Source organism: Sphingobium sp. RSMS (assembly GCF_005406185.4).
Classification (GTDB): domain Bacteria; phylum Pseudomonadota; class Alphaproteobacteria; order Sphingomonadales; family Sphingomonadaceae; genus Sphingobium; species Sphingobium fuliginis.
Genome location: NZ_CM191258.1, coordinates 900,409 through 918,169 on the forward strand (window position 1 = coordinate 900,409; position 17,761 = coordinate 918,169).

General features: G+C 63.8%; 21 protein-coding genes. 19 read left to right on the plus strand and 2 right to left on the minus strand.

The window, feature by feature from the left end:
- Positions 1 to 4: 4 nt before the first annotated feature.
- A complete protein-coding gene (locus EGM87_RS22050; protein ID WP_253719185.1) occupies positions 5 to 424 on the minus strand; it encodes a helix-turn-helix domain-containing protein in 420 nt (139 codons plus the stop codon).
- A gap of 150 nt (positions 425 to 574) precedes the next feature.
- Entirely contained in the window at positions 575 to 1,168 is a 594-nt protein-coding gene (locus EGM87_RS22055) for a hypothetical protein (RefSeq protein WP_137708799.1), read from the minus strand.
- 120 nt (positions 1,169 to 1,288) lie between these two features.
- On the opposite strand from EGM87_RS22055, the gene EGM87_RS22060 reads away from it, so the two are divergent.
- The 19 genes from EGM87_RS22060 to EGM87_RS22150 all read left to right on the plus strand — a co-directional run bounded on the left by EGM87_RS22060 (position 1,289) and on the right by EGM87_RS22150 (position 17,641).
- Complete coding sequence (locus EGM87_RS22060) at positions 1,289 to 1,558, plus strand: hypothetical protein (RefSeq protein ID WP_137708798.1); 270 nt, start codon at positions 1,289 to 1,291, stop codon at positions 1,556 to 1,558.
- Positions 1,555 to 2,349: a DsbC family protein gene (locus EGM87_RS22065; protein WP_397586743.1), complete on the plus strand. Its 795-nt coding sequence runs from the start codon at positions 1,555 to 1,557 to the stop codon at positions 2,347 to 2,349. The genes EGM87_RS22060 and EGM87_RS22065 overlap by 4 nt, the downstream gene beginning before the upstream one ends.
- Before the next feature lie 178 nt (positions 2,350 to 2,527).
- On the plus strand, positions 2,528 to 2,845 hold the full coding sequence (locus EGM87_RS22070; RefSeq protein WP_137708797.1) for a hypothetical protein: 318 nt from the start codon (positions 2,528 to 2,530) through the stop codon (positions 2,843 to 2,845).
- A 121-nt stretch (positions 2,846 to 2,966) separates the two neighbouring features.
- On the plus strand, positions 2,967 to 3,233 hold the full coding sequence (locus EGM87_RS22075) for a type IV conjugative transfer system protein TraL (RefSeq protein ID WP_137708796.1): 267 nt from the start codon (positions 2,967 to 2,969) through the stop codon (positions 3,231 to 3,233).
- 10 nt (positions 3,234 to 3,243) lie between these two features.
- The gene (locus tag EGM87_RS22080; RefSeq protein ID WP_137708795.1) at positions 3,244 to 3,882 is read left to right on the plus strand and encodes a TraE/TraK family type IV conjugative transfer system protein; all 639 of its coding nucleotides are present in this window, start codon (positions 3,244 to 3,246) and stop codon (positions 3,880 to 3,882) included.
- Positions 3,866 to 4,633, plus strand: coding sequence for a type-F conjugative transfer system secretin TraK (locus tag EGM87_RS22085; protein ID WP_137708794.1), 768 nt, complete (start codon positions 3,866 to 3,868; stop codon positions 4,631 to 4,633). Before EGM87_RS22080 ends, EGM87_RS22085 begins: the two co-directional genes overlap by 17 nt.
- Positions 4,630 to 5,985 carry a TraB/VirB10 family protein gene (locus EGM87_RS22090; RefSeq protein ID WP_137708793.1) on the plus strand — a complete coding sequence of 452 codons (1,356 nt, stop codon included), beginning with the start codon at positions 4,630 to 4,632 and terminating at the stop codon, positions 5,983 to 5,985. The genes EGM87_RS22085 and EGM87_RS22090 overlap by 4 nt, the downstream gene beginning before the upstream one ends.
- Before the next feature lie 32 nt (positions 5,986 to 6,017).
- A complete protein-coding gene (locus EGM87_RS22095) occupies positions 6,018 to 6,650 on the plus strand; it encodes a TraV family lipoprotein (protein WP_137708792.1) in 633 nt (210 codons plus the stop codon).
- Positions 6,647 to 9,166: a TraC family protein gene (locus tag EGM87_RS22100; RefSeq protein ID WP_137708791.1), complete on the plus strand. Its 2,520-nt coding sequence runs from the start codon at positions 6,647 to 6,649 to the stop codon at positions 9,164 to 9,166. Before EGM87_RS22095 ends, EGM87_RS22100 begins: the two co-directional genes overlap by 4 nt.
- A complete protein-coding gene (locus tag EGM87_RS22105) occupies positions 9,166 to 9,525 on the plus strand; it encodes a hypothetical protein (RefSeq protein ID WP_137708790.1) in 360 nt (119 codons plus the stop codon). The genes EGM87_RS22100 and EGM87_RS22105 overlap by 1 nt, the downstream gene beginning before the upstream one ends.
- On the plus strand, positions 9,522 to 9,788 hold the full coding sequence (locus EGM87_RS22110; RefSeq protein ID WP_216614595.1) for a hypothetical protein: 267 nt from the start codon (positions 9,522 to 9,524) through the stop codon (positions 9,786 to 9,788). Before EGM87_RS22105 ends, EGM87_RS22110 begins: the two co-directional genes overlap by 4 nt.
- Before the next feature lie 23 nt (positions 9,789 to 9,811).
- Complete coding sequence (locus EGM87_RS22115) at positions 9,812 to 10,414, plus strand: conjugal transfer protein TraW (RefSeq protein ID WP_137709095.1); 603 nt, start codon at positions 9,812 to 9,814, stop codon at positions 10,412 to 10,414.
- The gene (locus EGM87_RS22120; protein WP_137708789.1) at positions 10,411 to 11,427 is read left to right on the plus strand and encodes a TraU family protein; all 1,017 of its coding nucleotides are present in this window, start codon (positions 10,411 to 10,413) and stop codon (positions 11,425 to 11,427) included. The genes EGM87_RS22115 and EGM87_RS22120 overlap by 4 nt, the downstream gene beginning before the upstream one ends.
- 323 nt (positions 11,428 to 11,750) lie before the next feature.
- The gene (locus EGM87_RS22125; RefSeq protein ID WP_137708788.1) at positions 11,751 to 13,682 is read left to right on the plus strand and encodes a hypothetical protein; all 1,932 of its coding nucleotides are present in this window, start codon (positions 11,751 to 11,753) and stop codon (positions 13,680 to 13,682) included.
- Positions 13,682 to 14,776: a conjugal transfer protein TraN gene (gene traN, locus EGM87_RS22130; protein WP_137708787.1), complete on the plus strand. Its 1,095-nt coding sequence runs from the start codon at positions 13,682 to 13,684 to the stop codon at positions 14,774 to 14,776. Before EGM87_RS22125 ends, traN begins: the two co-directional genes overlap by 1 nt.
- A 22-nt stretch (positions 14,777 to 14,798) precedes the next feature.
- Positions 14,799 to 15,620: a type-F conjugative transfer system pilin assembly protein TrbC gene (locus EGM87_RS22135; RefSeq protein WP_253719186.1), complete on the plus strand. Its 822-nt coding sequence runs from the start codon at positions 14,799 to 14,801 to the stop codon at positions 15,618 to 15,620.
- Positions 15,592 to 16,188 carry a S26 family signal peptidase gene (locus EGM87_RS22140; protein WP_137708785.1) on the plus strand — a complete coding sequence of 199 codons (597 nt, stop codon included), beginning with the start codon at positions 15,592 to 15,594 and terminating at the stop codon, positions 16,186 to 16,188. Before EGM87_RS22135 ends, EGM87_RS22140 begins: the two co-directional genes overlap by 29 nt.
- Positions 16,189 to 16,250: 62 nt before the next feature.
- A complete protein-coding gene (locus EGM87_RS22145) occupies positions 16,251 to 17,057 on the plus strand; it encodes a conjugal transfer protein TraF (RefSeq protein ID WP_253719226.1) in 807 nt (268 codons plus the stop codon).
- Positions 17,054 to 17,641, plus strand: a complete 588-nt coding sequence (locus tag EGM87_RS22150) for a hypothetical protein (RefSeq protein ID WP_397586742.1) — start codon at positions 17,054 to 17,056, stop codon at positions 17,639 to 17,641. The genes EGM87_RS22145 and EGM87_RS22150 overlap by 4 nt, the downstream gene beginning before the upstream one ends.
- The last annotated feature ends 120 nt before the right edge of the window (positions 17,642 to 17,761 follow it).

A 17,761-nucleotide genomic window follows, 5' to 3' on the forward strand; every position in this document is an offset into this window, starting at 1 on the left:
GTGTTCAGGCCTCCCTATCAATGCCTTCTTCCGTAAGCGGAATCGGCATTGAACGAAGAAATGGTTTCAGGCGGTAGCTGGCAATGAACTCGATGCATCCGGCCTCAAGTTCATGCATGTCCTCATCGAAAATCTGTCGTGGAAAGTGCATCTGATGCTCCAGAAACAACATTGGCAAGAGGAGATGCGATGCAGACAATCCAAGACCGTGCGCGCACCGCAAATGGTCGTCAAGCCGGGACTTGGGGCTTCCCGATTCGACTTCCCGAAGCCAGCGTTCACCCATCCCAACCTGGGCCGCCAGCTGCTTCTGCGTCATGCGCTGGTTCCGCCGCCTTTCCTCGATACGGCGACCCGAGATCTGTTTGACCTCGGCTAGAATAGCGGCGCGACTACCCGGCCGCCTGCTCTGAGTCGACATCATCAGGTTCTCCCTGAATGTTCCTCAAAGCTTCCGTGCACATTCCGACTGTTTCAAGTTTTTGTGTGAAACCTTCGGCACGTCAAATATTATCGTTCTCATATTGGGAGTAACTGGCTCGGGAATATTCCACAGCGAGGATCCCGACCCTGCTCACTTATCTGCCACAAGATCGTCCATGCGCCTATAGGCCGCCTTCAAAGTCTTGTCCTCACTCGACGCCATCAGCGCGATACAGGCTGCATAAAGGGCGTTCTTTGTTGGCCGATCGCCAAGATGATCCGATCTTTCCAGGCGATCGCTGATCTTGCCCGCGATTCGCTGCAATCGATCGGACGCCCCGACAAAATGCTCCCTTTTCCCGATCAGCCGTCGCAAATGGGGGAGTTCGAGTTCGGCAGCAATCTCCGATGCATCCGACGCTTCCGCGATCAATATGGCTACATACAGTGTCGAGCCATAGGAAATCAGGCTGTTCGCGAGTTTTGCCAGACGTGCATGGCAAACCAGGAAGAGGTCGGTGCCCTCAGGCGACAGGGACAGTTTGTACGTTCTCGATTGGCGTTCTGTCATGATGTCTCCCTCATCCGATTCGGGGTTGGTATTCATGATGATGACGTCCCGAACGGAGAATAAAGCCGATTTTTGATAAGAAAATCGGCATTTATATGCCGCTTCCGGAACATGAATGCCGCAATCGGCACGACAGTGCCCTGCACCTTGCGCGCCTTTTGAAGCTGTGGACAACTCATCTCACGGTCGATGACTGGGAAGCATGTTCCGGCAATTTGTACAGAGCTTCCGTCCACCGACCCCACCCTCAAAAAAGGCGTCCGAGAGGATTTGCCGCTTGCCTGGAGTCGCGTGATGGTCAAATCTCTGCCTGTCCTTGGCGCCTGCCTGAGCCTGGCGCTCGCCGCAAACCCGGTGGGTTCAAAACCACTCCGCTTGGGTTCGTCAGATCGACCCGACCGCCTGCGCATCATCCAGGCGAGCGACGCATTCCAGATTATTTCCCTCCCAGCTGCCGAACCGGCAATCACGCCGCCCGGCAGCGCAATGGCGGTCGGCAGCAACATCCGCATCGATGCCGATGTTGCTCGCGCTATCACGCAGGGCAGCGGAGGCCCGCAATGAGCCGCCGGTTCAGTTTCGCCCAGGCGGCCGGCGCGGCCCTGCTCCTAGGCGTCAGCATGACCGCCGCCCAAGCCCAGTCGAAGCCCGATGATGCGCAGCTACTGCAAAAGGCGGCCAATGACGCCGAGCAGAAACTCCGCCAGAGCTTCACCAACCTCCAGTTCGAGGGGTTCGAGCCGGCGCCGGTCAAAGGACCGATCTACCAGGCAAGCGCGGGCAGCCGCATGCTCTATTATGCACCGGAGAGCGAGCATATCCTGTTCGCCACAGTCTATGACCGGAACGGCGTCAATGTGACGGCGCTTGCCCAGGATGCACGGGCGCAGCGGCAGCTCGCCGCGATCGATCCCAAACAGGCACTGGCGATTGGTCCCAAGAACGCGCCTTCGGTGATCGAATTCACCGATCCCGATTGTCCTTACTGCCGTGCGCTCGATCGCTTCTGGGCTACCAAGGCGGCGGAAGGAAAGCCTGTGCGGCGGCTCGTCTATTTCGTGTCGGGTATCCATCCCGAAGCCGCAACCAAGGCGGAACATATCCTCTGCGCGCCCGACAAAGAGGCCAGCTTCAAGGCGCTCTATGCCGGCGCGAAACCGCCTGCCCTGCTGACATGCCCGGAAGGCCATGCCAAGGTTGAAGCCGACGCGGCGCTGGTGAAAAAAGTGGGTATCAGTGGCACGCCGACCCTCATCGTGGGCGGCAAGATCATCTCGGGTTTCGACCAGGCGGAGATCGAGGCGTTTCTCGACAGCGCCTATGCAGCGAAAGCGCCAACCCATGCGCAGCGTTGATCCCCTCCCCTTTTCTGGCGGCCGTCCGGCGCGCGCGGCGACCCGCGCGGCCCGGCGGAACGGAATGCCGGCGATCGCGGCCCCATGGAGCCGTCCGACACGATCATCGGCAGCCTACGAGGTCCCTCGCCGGCACACATCCCAGGCGGACGGCTCCTTCTTGCACTTGGAGTATGACATGATCAAAGCCCTTGGACGGCGCAGCCTCACCGCTGCCGAATATTCGATTACCGCTCTCCTGGCCATATTCGCGGCCATGGGGATTGCCCATGCTTTTACGGCGCCCGCCGCCGGCGACCTTGGCTACGACATTTACGACATCGTCGTGAACCAGGGCGTCAAGGGACCGCTGGGCTTTGTCGGCGGCGTCGCGGCCTTCCTGTTCGGCGTCTCGCGCCTCTTTTCCAACATCATGATCGGCATCCCGACGATCGTGGCGGCGGTCTGCCTCATCAAGGCGGATTCGATCCTCCAGACTTTTGGGCTGACCATCTGAACTGATCGGCGCGGGTCGCCACACTCTCACGCAACCCACGCCCCCGAGCCTGGAAGCCAATGGTGGCTCCCGGGAAACCCCGAGCTCAGGCCGGGGAGATGAAGCAGGAGGAGAAGGGACAATGGACGAACGCCTGCCCCAGTATCTGCATCGGCCGGTCCAGATCCTATGGTTCGGATCGGACGAGTTCATCCTGGTGGTCTCGACCATCTTCGTCGCCGTCATCGTCGGCGGGTTGATCGGATGGGCGCTCGTCCTTGCCCTTCTCCTTTTCATCCCCTGGAAGCGCAGCAAACCCCGAGGCTTCTTGGGCCATCTCGCCTGGCGCTGGGGCCTGCTTGGCTTCCGCCATTATCCAGGTCCAACCCAGACCCGCTTCTATGAGTGAGGCCCCAGCCATGTCGCTCTTCCCAAACCGAACCGGCCCGCAGGTCGATCCGCTCCTCGGCAAACCAGCGAGCTTCGGTATCCACCGCTATCTCCAGGGCTCCTCCAATCTGTTCGAGGAGAACCGCCTGCTCAAATTCGCGATTGTCGGCCTGTTCGGCATCACGGCGGTGCTGGGCGCGGTGGTCTATTCGACCGACCAGAACCGGCGAACCGTGGTCGTGCCCTTTGGCGCCGGCGGCGATCTCTATGTGACGGGGTCCAGGCCATCGACCGACTATCTGCGGACCATGACGCGCAACATCGTCGCGCTCTCGGGCACCTATTCCGCCTATTCGGCCGATCCGCAGTTCCAGGAACTGCTCTCGATCGTCCACCCGAACGCCTATAACAGCATGCGCGACAGCCTGAACGCCGTGCTGGACGAACTCTCCAAAAACCCGACTTTGTCGATCGCCACCTATATCCGTCCCGACCAGCCGGTCAGCTGGACCGACAGGGACATCATCGTTCCGGTCGAGAAGGTCCGCATCATCGGCGGCGTGATCCGCAAATTCCGGGGCACGCTGCGCATCGGCTACGGCGTCGAGAACGGCCGCTTCTGGATCACCCGCCTTTCGGAGGAGAAGTTTGATGCCGAGCTTCGGTAGAACCCTGCGCGCGTCCGCCGCCCTGCTGGCCATGATCGGATCGGCACCGGTCTTCGCCCAGTCAATCGTCGCGCTGCCCGACCAGACCAGCACGATCCGTCTCTCTAATCGCGACGTCAATCATGTGATTTGCGCGGGCGGCGAAATCGAGGATGTCAAATTCTCGGCGGAAAAGGCGATCGCGGTCGAGAAGGGCGGCGCGGACGCCTGGATCAAATTCCTGGTGAAGGAGGTCGATGACGCCGGTGCCGTCACGCGCAGCTATGTGACCGCGCCGTCGGAATTCTTCGTGTCCTGCAACGGCGCCATCTATCCGCTCTATGCCGAGCCTTCGGACATTCCCGCCCAGACCGTCACCTTGGTGACGGGCAGCGCGCAGCGCGCCAAGGCCAATGACGAATTGCTGGGACCCCTGGTCGAGGAGGAGCGCGCCGTCTCGATCACGCTCGCCATGCTCCAGGACCGCATTCCGGCGAGCTTCACCGCCGTCGCGCCCAGGGCCGAGCGGGTCTCGCTGCGATCCCTCCCCACCGCGCGGATCATCGAACGGCGCCGGGTCGAGATTGAGGGCTCCGGCCTCTCCGCATCGGAATATCGCGTCGAAGCGGATGTCGATACGGCTCTCGACGAACGCCTGTTCCTCGACCGCGCCTTTGGTGCCCGCGTCTTTGCGGTCAGTGCCGATCGTCTTTCGCTCAAAGCTGGAGAGACCGCGCGCCTCGTCATCGTGCGACGGGGAGAAAGCCAATGACCGAGAAGAAGCAAGGCAGGGGGGAGACTCCAGGAAAGCTTGGCAGCCCGATCGAAACCTTTTCCCGTCCCCCGGGGAATCAGAGCGGCGGCATAGACGGACAGCAAGAGCAGGCAAAGGATCAGATCGCCGTTCGCGGCCCAGCCCTGCTCGATCTGAAAACCCATTGGCGCGCCATGTCCGCAAGCCAGAAGCTGCGCGCCAAGCAGGTCGGCGTGGGGGCCGCGGTCGCGATCCTGGGCTATGGTCTCTACACAGCGTCCAGCAGTTCCTCGGACGACAAGCCCGATCTGCCCGCAGCCTCGAAGCTGGACATGGGCGCGGGCCTGCGCGGTGACAGCCTGGAAACCAAGCTGCGCGGTGATCTCCAGAAGGTGCTCGACGGCCAATCCCTGCTGGGTGATCGCATCACCGCGATCGAGGAAGGCAAGGTCATGCCTGGCAGCAAGATCGGCGGCACGTCCAGCGACGGTGGCGATCTGCCATCGGCCATGCCGGGCACAGCGCCGGCCTTCCCGCCGCCGCCCAGCGACGCGGAGCTGGACAGCGCGATGGGGGCGATCCCACCACCCGTGCCGCCGGTCGCCCCGGCGGCCCCGCCCGCGCCGCCCGTCGAGAAGACCGTCGGTTCGATTGGCGCTGCCACCAGCGCGATCATCCCCGTCGCGAACAAGGAGGGTGCCGGTTCCGGCAACGGAAAAAAGTCGCGGACCATCTATTTGCCGCCTGGTTTCATGAAGGCTCGGCTCCTGACCGGGATCGACGCGCTGGCCAGCCGGGACGCGACCTCGAACCCGGAACCGCTGATCGCCCGCGTACAGGCCCCCGCCGTACTGCCCAATGATGTGAAGGCCAATCTCGCCGGCTGTTTCGTCATCGGCAATGCGACCGGCAGCCTCGCCAAGGAACGGGTCGAGGTCCAGCTGGTGTCGCTCTCCTGCGTCGATTTCGACGAACGCTCGGTCGTCGATCAGCCGATCAAGGGCTTCTTCGTCGACACCGACGGCAAGAAGGGGCTTTCGGGCAAGGTCGTGACCCGCGCCGGCGCGGCGCTGGCCCGCTCCTTCATCGCCGGGACCGTGAGCGGCTTTACCAGCTCGGTTGAAAACAGCTTCGGGGACCTCTCCACCTCCGCCCTGGGTTCGGTCCGCACGCTCGATGCGACCGATGCCGCCAAAAGCGGCATTGCCGGCGGCCTTTCCAAATCCTCCGACAAGCTCACCGATTTCTATCTCGACCTCGCGCGCCAGGCTGGGCCGATCGTCGAGGTCGGCGCCGCCAAGGAGGTGGTGGTGGTCATTCAGGAGGGCGTGACCCTCGACATCAAACCCAGCGCAGGGAGCAAATTCTGATGGCCTCTCGTCTTTTGAGGGGCATTCGCCCCATGCCTGACACGCCCGTTGGTGCTGCGCGCCGGGCCGGATCGCCAGCGCTGCTCGGCCTGGCGCTGCTGCTCGCGGGCTGCTCCACCATCGGTTCGGTCATGTCGCCCTACAGCGAGAAGTTCAGCTGCAAGAATAGCGACCATGGGCAGTGCATTCATCCCGACAAGGCCTATGCCGACGCGGTCGCGGGCGTGCCGTCCCGCTCCGACCCCGCGGTCACGCATGACAAGGCTCTTCTCCGCGTGGGAGACGGTGCCGGGGCAAGAAGTCCTACCAGGCAGGGCAAGACGGCACCATCCCCTTATTTCGGCTATCGCGACAGTGTCTATCGGGAGCTTCAGGGCCTGGTCGATGCGCCGGTCACGCCCATGCTCCGGCCCGGCCGCACGGTGCGCACGCTGATCCTGCCCTATGCCGACCGCGAGCGGCCCGACCGGCTCTATATGCCGCGCTATGTCTATTCGATCCTCGAAAGGCCCCAATGGGTGGTGGGCGATTATCTGGTGAGCCCGGTCCAGCCGGCGACACGCGTGCCGGTGCTGGAACAGGTGAAGGACAAGGGTTCGGCCGATCGCGCCGTCGAGGGCGAGCCCGCCGATATACCCGCAATCCCTGAGGAGGCCCGGCCATGATCGCGCTCGGCACCCGCCATGGCGGCGGTCTCACCCGGTCGGACCTGCACCGCGCGGTAGCGCGCGACGCCTATTCCGATTTCCTGCCGCTCGTCGCCTGGAACGAAGAGGAGGAAGCCTTTCTCTGCATCGACGATGGCTGGGGCCATGCCTGGGAGTTGATCCCGTCAGCCTATATGTTCGCCCATGTCCACCAGGCGCTGCTCGGCCTACTCAACATCCATTTTCCCGACGGGACGGTGTTGCAGCTCCACGGCTTTGCCGATCCGCTGATCGACCATGCGCTCGATGCCTTCCTGGATATGAAGATCCGCGCCGATCCCCTGATCCAGGCGTCGGCCCGGCGGACGGCCGATTATCTCCGCGCCGGAACGGAGGGGCTCGACGCACTTCACGGCATCCCCGTGCGCGATTTCCGGCTGTTCCTGTCGATCAAGACGCGCGCGGAACTTGGCCATGACCTGCGCCGGCAGGTCGAGGAACAGCTCGCCAAGCTGGGAATCCGCCGCCTGCCGCCCGAGGAACTGGTCAGCTTCTACCGCCGAATCTTCAACGGCGTCTTCGATGCCGCGCCCGGCGTGTTCGCCGACGGCAGTGACGGCCAGCCGGCCCCACCCATCCGCAAGCAAATCATCGATGCGGGACCCGACCTGCTGTTCGATGGCCCCGAAGTCCATCTCGGCAATCAGGTGGCGCGCTGCCTGACGCCGCGGGCGCCGGCACGGCGGATCACCGCCGAGCGCGCCAATCGCCTGCTCGGCGGGATGCGCGGGGCGGCAGAAGACAGCGACCAGATTGGCGGGCCCTTTCTCTTCACGCTCAACATACTGTTCGATCACAGCCAGTTCGAGATTCACAAGCGCGCCCAGATCCTCTCCGCCCAAAAAGCGGCGGGCAGTTTCGCCGTCGAGGTCGGCAAGCAGATCGAGGAAATCGGCTGGGTGCTCGATGAGGCGGGCAACAGCCGCTTCCTCTCGGTGATCCCGATGGTCTGGGTCTTCGGCCGCACCAGCGCCGACGCGCGGGAAATGGCGGCACGCGCCAAGCGGCTCTGGGAGAGCGAGCCGCTCCCCTGGATGATGCAGGAGGAAAGCTATCTCAATCCAATCCTGCTGCCGATGAGCCTTCCCTTCGGGCTCTATCCCGAAAAACGCACGATGCGGATGCTGGAACGCGATTTCCACATGCCGGTCAAAGCCGCAGCGCTGCTGGCGCCGGTGCAGACCGATTTCCGTGGCGGCGGCCGCCCCGCCCTTCTCTATACCGGCCGCAAGGGCCAGCTCATCACGCTCGATCTCTTCGATCCGCGCATCAACAATTATAATTTCATCGTTTCGGCCGAGAGTGGCGCGGGGAAGAGCTTCCTCCTCAACAATCTCTGCCAGCAATATTATGCGCAAGGCGCGCTCATCCGCATCATCGATATTGGCGGCAGCTATCGCAAACTCTGCACCCTCTGCTCAGGCCGCTATATCGACATTGGCGAAGAGAAGCTCGTGCTCAACCCCTTCGACATGGGCTTCGCGCTCGATGGCGATGATCGCCAGTCCGCGATCTCCATGGCGGTCGCGATCGTCGCGGAAATGGCCAATGCCGCGACGCGCAAGGGTGTCACGACGTCAGAATGGAACCTGCTCAAGTCCGCCGTGCAGTGGACGATCGACGAAGGTCATGCCGAGGAAGGCATAGACAGCGTCCGGGCATGGCTCGGCGCCTATCCGCAATTTGCAGCGTCCAATCTCGACCGGGTCGATCATCTGGTGCCGGCCGCGCGGGAACTCGCCTTCAACCTGCGCGATTTTGGCAGTGATGGGGCCTATGGCCGTTTCTTCAACGGTCCCTCGACCTTCGACATCAGCAACGATGAATTTGTCGTGCTGGAGCTTGAACGGCTCAAAGCCATGCCGGACCTGTTCAACGTCATCGTCATGGTCGTGGTGAATGCAGTCACCCAGGAGCTGTATCTGTCCGCGCGCGACCGGCCGCGCTTCGTCCTGTGCGATGAAGCAGCCCAGTTCATGACCCGCAGCGAAGGCCAGGACTTGTCGCGGCTCGCCGAAGCGTTCGGCCAGGGCTATCGCCGCGCGCGCAAATATCAGGGCAGTTTCGGCGTTGTCCTCCAGAGCATGAACGATCTGCTGCTCTTTGGCGGCACCGGACAGGTGATCCTCGAAAACGCCGCGACACGCTTCCTGCTTCAGGGATCGACCTACGCCCAGGCAGTCGAGAACAAGATCCTCGACTATTCCGGCTTTGTCCTCGACCTTTTGAAATCCGTCCGTAACGCCAAACCCCATTATAGCGAGATCTTCATCGACTCTCCCCTGGGGCTGGGCGTGGCGCGGCTGGTGGTGGACCCCTTCTCCTACTGGATCAACACCAGCGCGCCGCAGGAGGTGGCGGCCTTCGAGGCACTGATCCGCGCCGGGCGCAGTCCACTCGAAGCCGTGTGCGAACTGGCCGGGGTCGATCCCGCTGAAATCCTGCCTCCAAGCCAGCATGGAGGGGCAGCTTGATGCGCAAGCCTTCTACCCATCCCGATCAATTGCCCCTGGGGTTCGGCAAGGATGCCGAGATCGAGCGGATCATCGAGGCCCGGGTCGCGATCCGGGCGGAGGCGCAAGCCATCCGGTGGCGCTTCCGGCTGATGGTGATCGAGACCGTGCTGCTGACCAGCCTGGTGATCGTGACCGGCCTGATGCTCAACCAGCCGCCCATGCTGATCGCGCGCGGCGCGGTCCTAATCGGCGCGACCTGCCTCAGCACGGGCCTGCTGCTCATCCTGCTTACCGGCTTGACGGGCAAATGCCTCTCGCGCGTGCGGACATGGAAAGCCCGGCGTTCCAATCTTCTCGCTGCCTGGAAACGGCCATGACCGGCATCTTTTCATCCCGTCCCGGACAGCCCGCCATCCGCATGATCGTCGGCACGCATCTGCTGCTGACGATCCAGGCGGGGCTGGTGCTGTGGTCGGCGACGGAATTGGACATGGGCCTGCGCTGCATTGTCGGCGCTGCCGGCCTGCTGGGGCTCGCCGCCATCATCACAGCGATCCGCGGCGGAGATGAGGAGGAAGGCCGGGTGTGGCGGCCCTATCGGCTGCGCAATCATGCGTGGCGTAGAGGCGGGCACTCATGATCCACCGCACCCTCATTGCAGGCATGGCGATAGGCTGTTGTGTGCTGACTGTTCCTGCGGCCATCGCCAGCACCGCGACGATCGGCAGGACCTGGCCCATATCCGAGCCTGACGCTCTGGCAGAGATCGAAGCGCGTGCCGCGCGACAGCCCGCCAATATGGCGACTCAATTTGGCCCGCGCGCGAACTGGTCGGCGATGCGTGCTGCATCTCTCGGTATCGCCCGACAGGACCGGACCCGCTTCGTCGTGCCCTTCTACACCCTGCCCGACGAAATCCGGCTGCCTGACGGCAAGCTGCTTTATCCCAAAGGCTTCACCTTCAATCCGTTGAGCTATGTCTCGCTGCCCCAGCGGCTGATCATCGTCAGGCCCCACGACCTCTCCTGGGCGCTCAAAGCGGCGAAGCTCACCGACTTCATCCTTCTGGCAGCGGGCGATGAGAAAGATGCCGACGCGATTACCCTTGGGGAGCGCCATGGCCGCGCGCTCTTCATCCTGGAGGAGCGGGTCAAGGAAAGGCTCGGCCTCGCCGTTGCGCCCGCGATCGTTCGGCAGGTCGGCCAGCGCCTGGAAATCCGGGAGTATCGCCTGGCAACGCCCGCATTGACGGAGGCGACGCGATGAGCCGCCTCGCCATATTGCTTCGGACCAGCGCCGCGCTTCTCTCCTGCGCGCTGCTGGCGCCAGCCACGCCGGCCCATGCATCCAAATGCGAGGCGGGCACAATCTTCAATCCCATCACCAAGGTGCGCTGGACCTGCATCTTCCCCATCACCATCGGCGGCGTGCGCGTCGGCCCCTTCGACAGCCTGTCCAAGGAATTGGATGCCCAGTCCGCCTCTAAGCCGCTATGCGCCTGTCGGAAGGGCGCGACCTTCTGGTTCGGCGTGAAAGTCAGCTTCTGGTCGCCCAACCGCATGATCGACGTCGTCACTGAACCCGGTTGCATGATGGCGCTGGGCACCGACCTCATGCCGACCGGCGGCAAGCTCCAGGGGAGCCAGAGCAGCATCGCCGACGGCACCAACACGCGCAAGATGTTCGCGCAGATGCACTATTATATTTCCCCGGTCTGGAAGATGCTCGACATGTTCACGGACCTCCCCTGCATCGAGGATGACGGCTTCGACGTCGCCATGATCACCGAGGTGCTGCCGACCTGGCAGTCGGGGACTTTAGGCGCGATCATCCAGCCCGAGGGCATATTGTTCGGTAATCCGGCCGCCGGCCTTGCCTGCATGGCCGACAGCGCCGCGGCCGCCGCCGGCAAGGTCATCGATCCGCTCTTCTGGTGCATGGGAAGCTGGGGAGCCACCTATCCGATCGCGGGCGACATCCATTTCGATGACTCGGTCGAAGCCTGGGCGGGCATCGCGGCGCGCGGCACTTATCTGATGGGACGCCTTGGCGCGCTGACCATTTCTTCGGCCGATGGCTGCTCGTTCAAGCCCCAACCGATCTGGACCAAGAGCCGCTACAAGCTCCAGATCATGGAGCCCGTCAAGGGCGGCAAATGCGTCAATATCGGCCGACCCGGCGCGCTTTGGTCTTCGGGCAAACATGCGCCCGGCAAGGACAACGCCCAGTTCATGGCTTTTGAAAAGGTGATCTGCTGCGCGGGGGTATCGACCCCATGAGCCGGTCCCTTCCTCCCTCCCTCGCACCGACGCGGGCTTTTGCCTGCTCTGCCCGCCACAGCCATGGTGGCTGGCCCGCGCGGCGCGAGGACGGAGCGATGCCGCGGTCCCCCTGCGGCATCGCTCCACCTATGGTCAGCACGGCCGCCGAACCCCTGTCGGCGGTGGGCAAAACCCCTCTCCGGCCCACCGTCGTGGTGGCCGTGCTGACCACCATTTGGGGGCCGGGCTGTCTTTCGCATGCTGGGCGATGTCGGGGCACCGGGCGTGCCACACTGCTTCCGACTGCGCCCTGCATCGCCCACCGCCCCGGATGCCGCGTCATGATGCGTCACGCGCTCCTCCTCTCAGCGGGCATCGCCATCTGCCTGCCCGCCGTCACCCAAGCGCAGACGATGGAGGAGCGCGCGCGCAGCGCCGCCGTGGCGGCGCGGACGAAAAGCGGCGACAGCGATGCCCTGCAAAGCAATTATCTCACCCCTGGCCTCGCTGGCCAGCCGGTCAGCACGGTCGACAACAGCAAAAGCTTCACGTCCAATATCGCCTGCCAGAAGACCGCGACACTGCTCGAACTCCTCGCCCAGCCCACCTCGACCGGCGATATCGGCACGCTGCGCATCTCGCGCGACAAGGATTTGGACGGGTCCTTCGACGAGACGCTGAATGTGCCCGTGCCGGTATCGGGCATCTGCGCCAATGGCATCATCTCCTGTGCGCCAGGCAGCTGGAACCAGTGCCGCCCGTTCCATTGGGAGGTCGGCAGCAGCGGCAAGCTCAAGCTTGGCGAGGTCGATCTCACGGCCCTTGCCGGCTGCTATTGCGTCAACAACAGCTGCGGCGCCAATCTCGCCTGGGGCAATATGGCCTCGATCCTCAAGGACCTGGGCGGCGGTGTCGTCGGTGCGCTGACCACCGCCGATCCCCGTATCGGCGTGGCCCAGGCTTCCATCGATGGCCCGCTGATCCGTTATACCGGAGCGCAGACCACGGCCTGCACGGCTCAGCCCCAGCTTTCGGCGACCAGTTATCGGAGCAACCCCACCGCGATTCAGGGCGACGCTTATTCCGTCTCGCAGGCAAGCAGCATCTTCCAGGCCCTGGCCGCTTCCGCGGCCGGCAATGGTAAAGCGCAGCAGACCCGCAACTGCGCGATCGACCGCGACATCGCGGTCAAGGAATGGGGCTTCGACGATATCCTGGCTGTGCGCGGCGCGATCACCGCAGTCACCAGCTGCGGAACCGGCTGCCGGCGTTATGAAATTCGCGGCTCCGGCACATGCGGCAGCGTGCCCCCGATCTACAGCGCGACCTTCGATCCCCTGGCACCAGCACGGATACGCTCCGCGCGCATCGTCCAAATGGGCGCGGACGACTGGGTCCAGGCAAGGGTCAACGGCCAGATTGTGGGTTATGCGGGAAAGCGCCCCTGGCTGGGCGAGGCCTTGCCCTCGGGCGATTGCCGTATCAGCGACAACCCCTGGTACAACAAGTCCGCGATCGACATCACCTCCCAGCTGCGCAGCGGTGCGACAATAGTCGGCGCGCGCGTGCGGGGCGGCGGCGGCGGCAATTGGGGCTATGTCACCGTCGAAGTGCAGGTCGACACCGCCTGCGAGGTCAGCGAACGACTGGTCGATCTATGCTCGGGTTATGCCGCCGATCCCGCCTGCCATCTTGTGAGCGAGACGGTCGATGGTGTCGTGACCTTCAGGAACGGGGTGAACACCGGCATCAAGCCCCTGCCCTCCACCCGTATATTCGGCACGGGGGCATGCAGTTTCCAATATACGCGCGACTTCTTCGAACGTGCGCGCCAATATGCATGCGTCATCGACCAGGCAGGCGCCGGAGATCCAGACCTCAGCCGCGGCGCCTATATCATCGACCACTCGACCGAGACGCTGCTGGCCGACCGCACGACCGACGCCAGCGGCAACGTTTCGACCTCGACCCGCCCCTTCTCCATGCCCGATCGCGGTTCGGTTGCCGCCTGCGAGCCTATCTGCAAGACCCGAGCGCCCAAGGCCAATAGCGATGTGGCGGTAGACGGCGTCGTTGGCGCCAAGCAGAATGACCCTGCCGGCTGGGACATATTTTACCATAGCTGCTCCTCCGACAATGTCTGCCCGCTTGGGCAAGGCGAAGAACTGGTTTCGGCCTGCGGCTGCCTCGACGATTTTCCCGAAGCAGTCGTCATGATGCAGAGCGTGCGCCTCGCCGGCGCTGATCTGGTCTGCACGGCAGAGACACGCTGATGCGGCGGCGCCTTTCCTTGTGGACCACCCTGCTGTTGGCTTCCAGCGTGGCGCTCACGGCGGCGCCCGCACGGGCGCAGCAGCTTTGCGCCGCCGACCTCGATGGCAGCGGCGGCGCCGATGGGACCGGTGAAACCGACCAATGCTCCGAAACAAATGAGGGCAGCTATCTGTGCCCGATCCAGCAGGTCGCCTGTGTCGTCGATCAGGCCGGCGCCTATAGCTGCCCGCTGGGCAGCCAATATGCATGTGTGACGCCCACCACCGGCGGAATGCCGAGTTGTTCCCCCAACGCCTGCACGCCGGTGACCGGCGGCGCCATCGAGGAGGAAGAGCCGGTCGTCGACGATCTCGGCGCGCCCAATGACGGCGCCGTCGATGCCGACGGCAATTGCCTCGGAGCGATCGAGATTTTTGCCGGGCGCGCCGTTCGCTGCCGTCCGGCGGGCCTCAACACCAGCTTTTCCAACTGCTGCAAGGATCGCGGCGAGATCGTGAAGGACGGGATGGGCTCGTCCATCTCCTCGATCGGCACCAAGATCGCCATCGCCAAGGGCGTCTGGTCGGGCATGAAAGCCGCCTACACCGCGTTCAAGGCGGGGGCGACTGCCTCCCAGGCGGCTGGCGCCGGCGCCAATGCAATCATCGTCGGCATCGATCCGACGTCGATCGCGATCAGTCTTGCCATCAACTTCATGATGGATTTTCTCCTGTCGGGCTGTGACCAACAGGACATGGAAGTGGGCATGCTCCGTGGCTCGGGCATGTGCCATGAGGTCGGCACCTACTGCGCGTCGAAGATCCTTGGCGTCTGCGTGCAGAAGGCCAAGGGCCATTGCTGCTTCAACACCAAGCTTGGCCGGATCATCCAGGAACAGGGCCGACCGCAGCTTGCCAGCTTCAACGCCATGGGTTGGGGAACGGCGAAGAAACCCTATTGCCGCGGGTTCACCGCTGAAGAGTTCCAGGCTCTAGATTTCAGCAAAATGGATCTCTCCGAATATTATTCCGACATCGAGGCGCGGGCCCAGTCGGACATCCAGATCGATATGAAGGACAGGATCGATGCCTATATGGAGACGGTCAATCCCTAGCCGCGCGCTTCTTGCAGCGGCGATGCTCGTCGCCCCGCCCTGCCAGGCGCAGAGTGAGGGAAACGCAGGTAATGCCCGGCAACGCGCGGAGGCGCAGGGCGACAGCGCCTTGCAGCGCCTCAAGGGTGCGGTTGCGGACCAGAAGGATCGCGCTGATGCGCGCGGCCCGGATCGGCTTCCCGATCTTCCAGAGGCGACACGCCGCCGCGCGTTCGAGGGCCTGCGCAACCGCAAGCCGGCTCCCGCCATGGATGCACGCGCCCGGTCGGCGCTGACCTCCGGCGAGGAAAATCTTGCGACCCAGCGGGAGGCCATAGCAAAGCGCCTAGGTCAGGCCTTGGGGCTAGACGCGCCGGACATCACGGGCCTAGCGGGCGCCACGCCACCTTCGGCGCCTCAAGGCTGGGTGCCGCTGCTCTTTGTCTCATCCTCCATGCCTATCCCGATTTTGCGGACCTATGCGGCGCAGCTCGAGAAAGCCGGCGGCGTCATGGCCTTTCGCGGGGTGCCGGGCGGCATGACGAAGATCGGTCCGATGGCCAGGCTTTCAGCAGAGGTGCTGCGGATTGATCCGGGCTGCGACGGCCCGGCCTGTGCCATGCGCAATGTCCAGCTGATCGTCGATCCGCTGGTCTTTCGCCAGCACGGGGTCGCGCGCGTGCCCGCGCTTGGCCTGATACCGGGCGATCCGACCCAGCCCTATTGTGAGCGGGACGATGACAGCCCTGCAAGCCGCCACATTGTCTATGGCGACGCTGCCCTGTCCGGTCTGCTTGAAGAATATGCGCGCCTGGGCGGCGCGAAGGAGGTGGCCGATGCTCAGGCTCGCCTGGACCGCCGCTAGGGCGGCTTGGCCCGAAATGAGGGCCACCCCGCGCAAGGCCGCCATCGCATTGGGAGCAGGCGGCCCGGGCAGAGCCCCACGACCGCGCCGTTTCTGGCAGGCCTGCGCGATCATCCTGCCGATCAGCGCCGCCGCCTGTTGGGCGTTGCCGCAGTTCACGCTGGTCATGTCGCCATCGATCGACGCATGGCTGGTCCACAAGGCGCCGGGCACCATCCGGCGCGGTGACCTTGTGTCATTCAAGCTGTGGCATCCCCTTGTCGGCCCTTCCCCGGTCGATGTCACCAAATATGTGCTCTGCATGCCAGGAGACAGGATCGAGATGATCGAAAAACCCTCGATGATGCCGGGCGCGAGGGATGGCTGGTATCGGTGCAATGGCAAGCTCATCGGGATCAGCAAGCCTGTCGGGCGGAAGGGGCAGCGCCTTCTTCATTGGCGGCCCACCGAGCCGCATATCCCCACAGGTATGGTCTATGTCGGCTCCTCCTATGCGGGAGGATTCGACAGCCGCTATTTTGGTCCCGTGCCCCTGCATCGCCTCACGCGGATGGAGAAGTTGCTATGACCTGGCGCCTCCCTGTCGCCCTTGGGGCAATTTTGCTGATCTCGTCACCGACTGCCGCGCAGATGGGTTCGCCGGCATCGGAACCAAAGCAAGGCTACTGGTGGTACGTGGCACCAACGCCAAAACCCCGAGACGAAGCCGCAGACCCGGACAGGCTGATGAAGCCGGTAATCCCGCCCATGACCGAGCTTGCGGCATGGACGCCGCCCAAGATCCGCAAGCTGATCGAGCAGCAACGCGATTATGCCGCCACCGTGCTGACGGTCGATGCGGTCGCCGATTTCTGGCGGTTGCAGGATTTTGCGCGGCGCAAGGCACGGGCCTTTGCCGGCGTGACGCAGCTCGCCATGCTCCAGCATCCCGAACTCAATTCCAGGTCCGCCAATCCGTTGGTGGGCGATGCACGCGACCAGCTTCTTGGTCAAAAGGATGCTGTCCGCCGCGCCTATCTGCGCGCGCACGCCGGCGAGTTCGCGCTCGTCATGTTCTCGCGGACGAGTTGCGGCTATTGCCGCGTGCAGTGGCCGATCGTCCAGCGCTTCCAGGACGAGATGGGTTGGCAGGTGTCCCAAATCGACCTCGACCGCCGGCCCGAGGTTGCGCAGCGCTTCGGTGTCGATGTGACGCCCACGACAATGGTGATCCGACGGAACAGTCCGCAACGCATGGTGATCGCTACGGGCGTGGAGGCCTATCCCAACCTCGCCCAGACCGCTTATCAGGCTGTCCGCCTGCTGTCCGGCGATATCCGGCCCGAGCAGTTCCTGACCGGAGCGGGTGAGGAAGACGGTTTCTTCGACGCGCTCGCCAATGGTCCCGTGGCCGCGGCTGATCCATTGGCGGACGGGCCGCAGGATGCCAACCCATGAGATTCTGGATGATCCTTCCATTCCTGGCGCCTTCGCTTGCCATGTCAGGCGCAATGGCGAGGCCCATCACGCGCGCAGATGCCATGCGCGCTGCGATCCACCCCGTTGCGACAAACGCGGACATGCAAAAATGGCTGTCTCGCGTGCCCGTAACCAAGGATTTCCCGCCGGATTTCGCTGCGACATTGGGAGGTGAGGCCTCGCTCTTCATCATCGAGATGACGACGGCGCCCGGATGTCTGCCCTGCGCGGACCTCTGGGCAAAGTTGGCGCAATATTCCCGGCATTATCATTGGCAGGTCCGCACCATCGGCGGCGACGAGGCCTTGCTGCGTTCCGGCAGGCTCGGCCTCCCCTGGGTCGGGCATCCGGTAGCATGGATCCGTCCCGTCGCCGATGCTGATCGCATCATCCCGATCGCGATCGGCACCGACCACGGCGTCAACCTGGCGCGCAATGCCTATCTCGCGGCCAAGATGCTGACGGGCGTGCGTCCGGCGGTCGGGCTTCGCGCGATGGCCAGGTTCACCGGCATCGTTGGAGCAGTTGATCGCGTTGGCGCGACAGTGAGGCCTTCCAGATGATCGGCAGCACGCACGCATCAAACTCCAGACATTCCCAGGCGGAAGCAACCCGACCGCCTGTCCATCAACCTCGCAATTTCGGATCATTGATCCAAATTTGCGAGGTTATTCCCCACATCC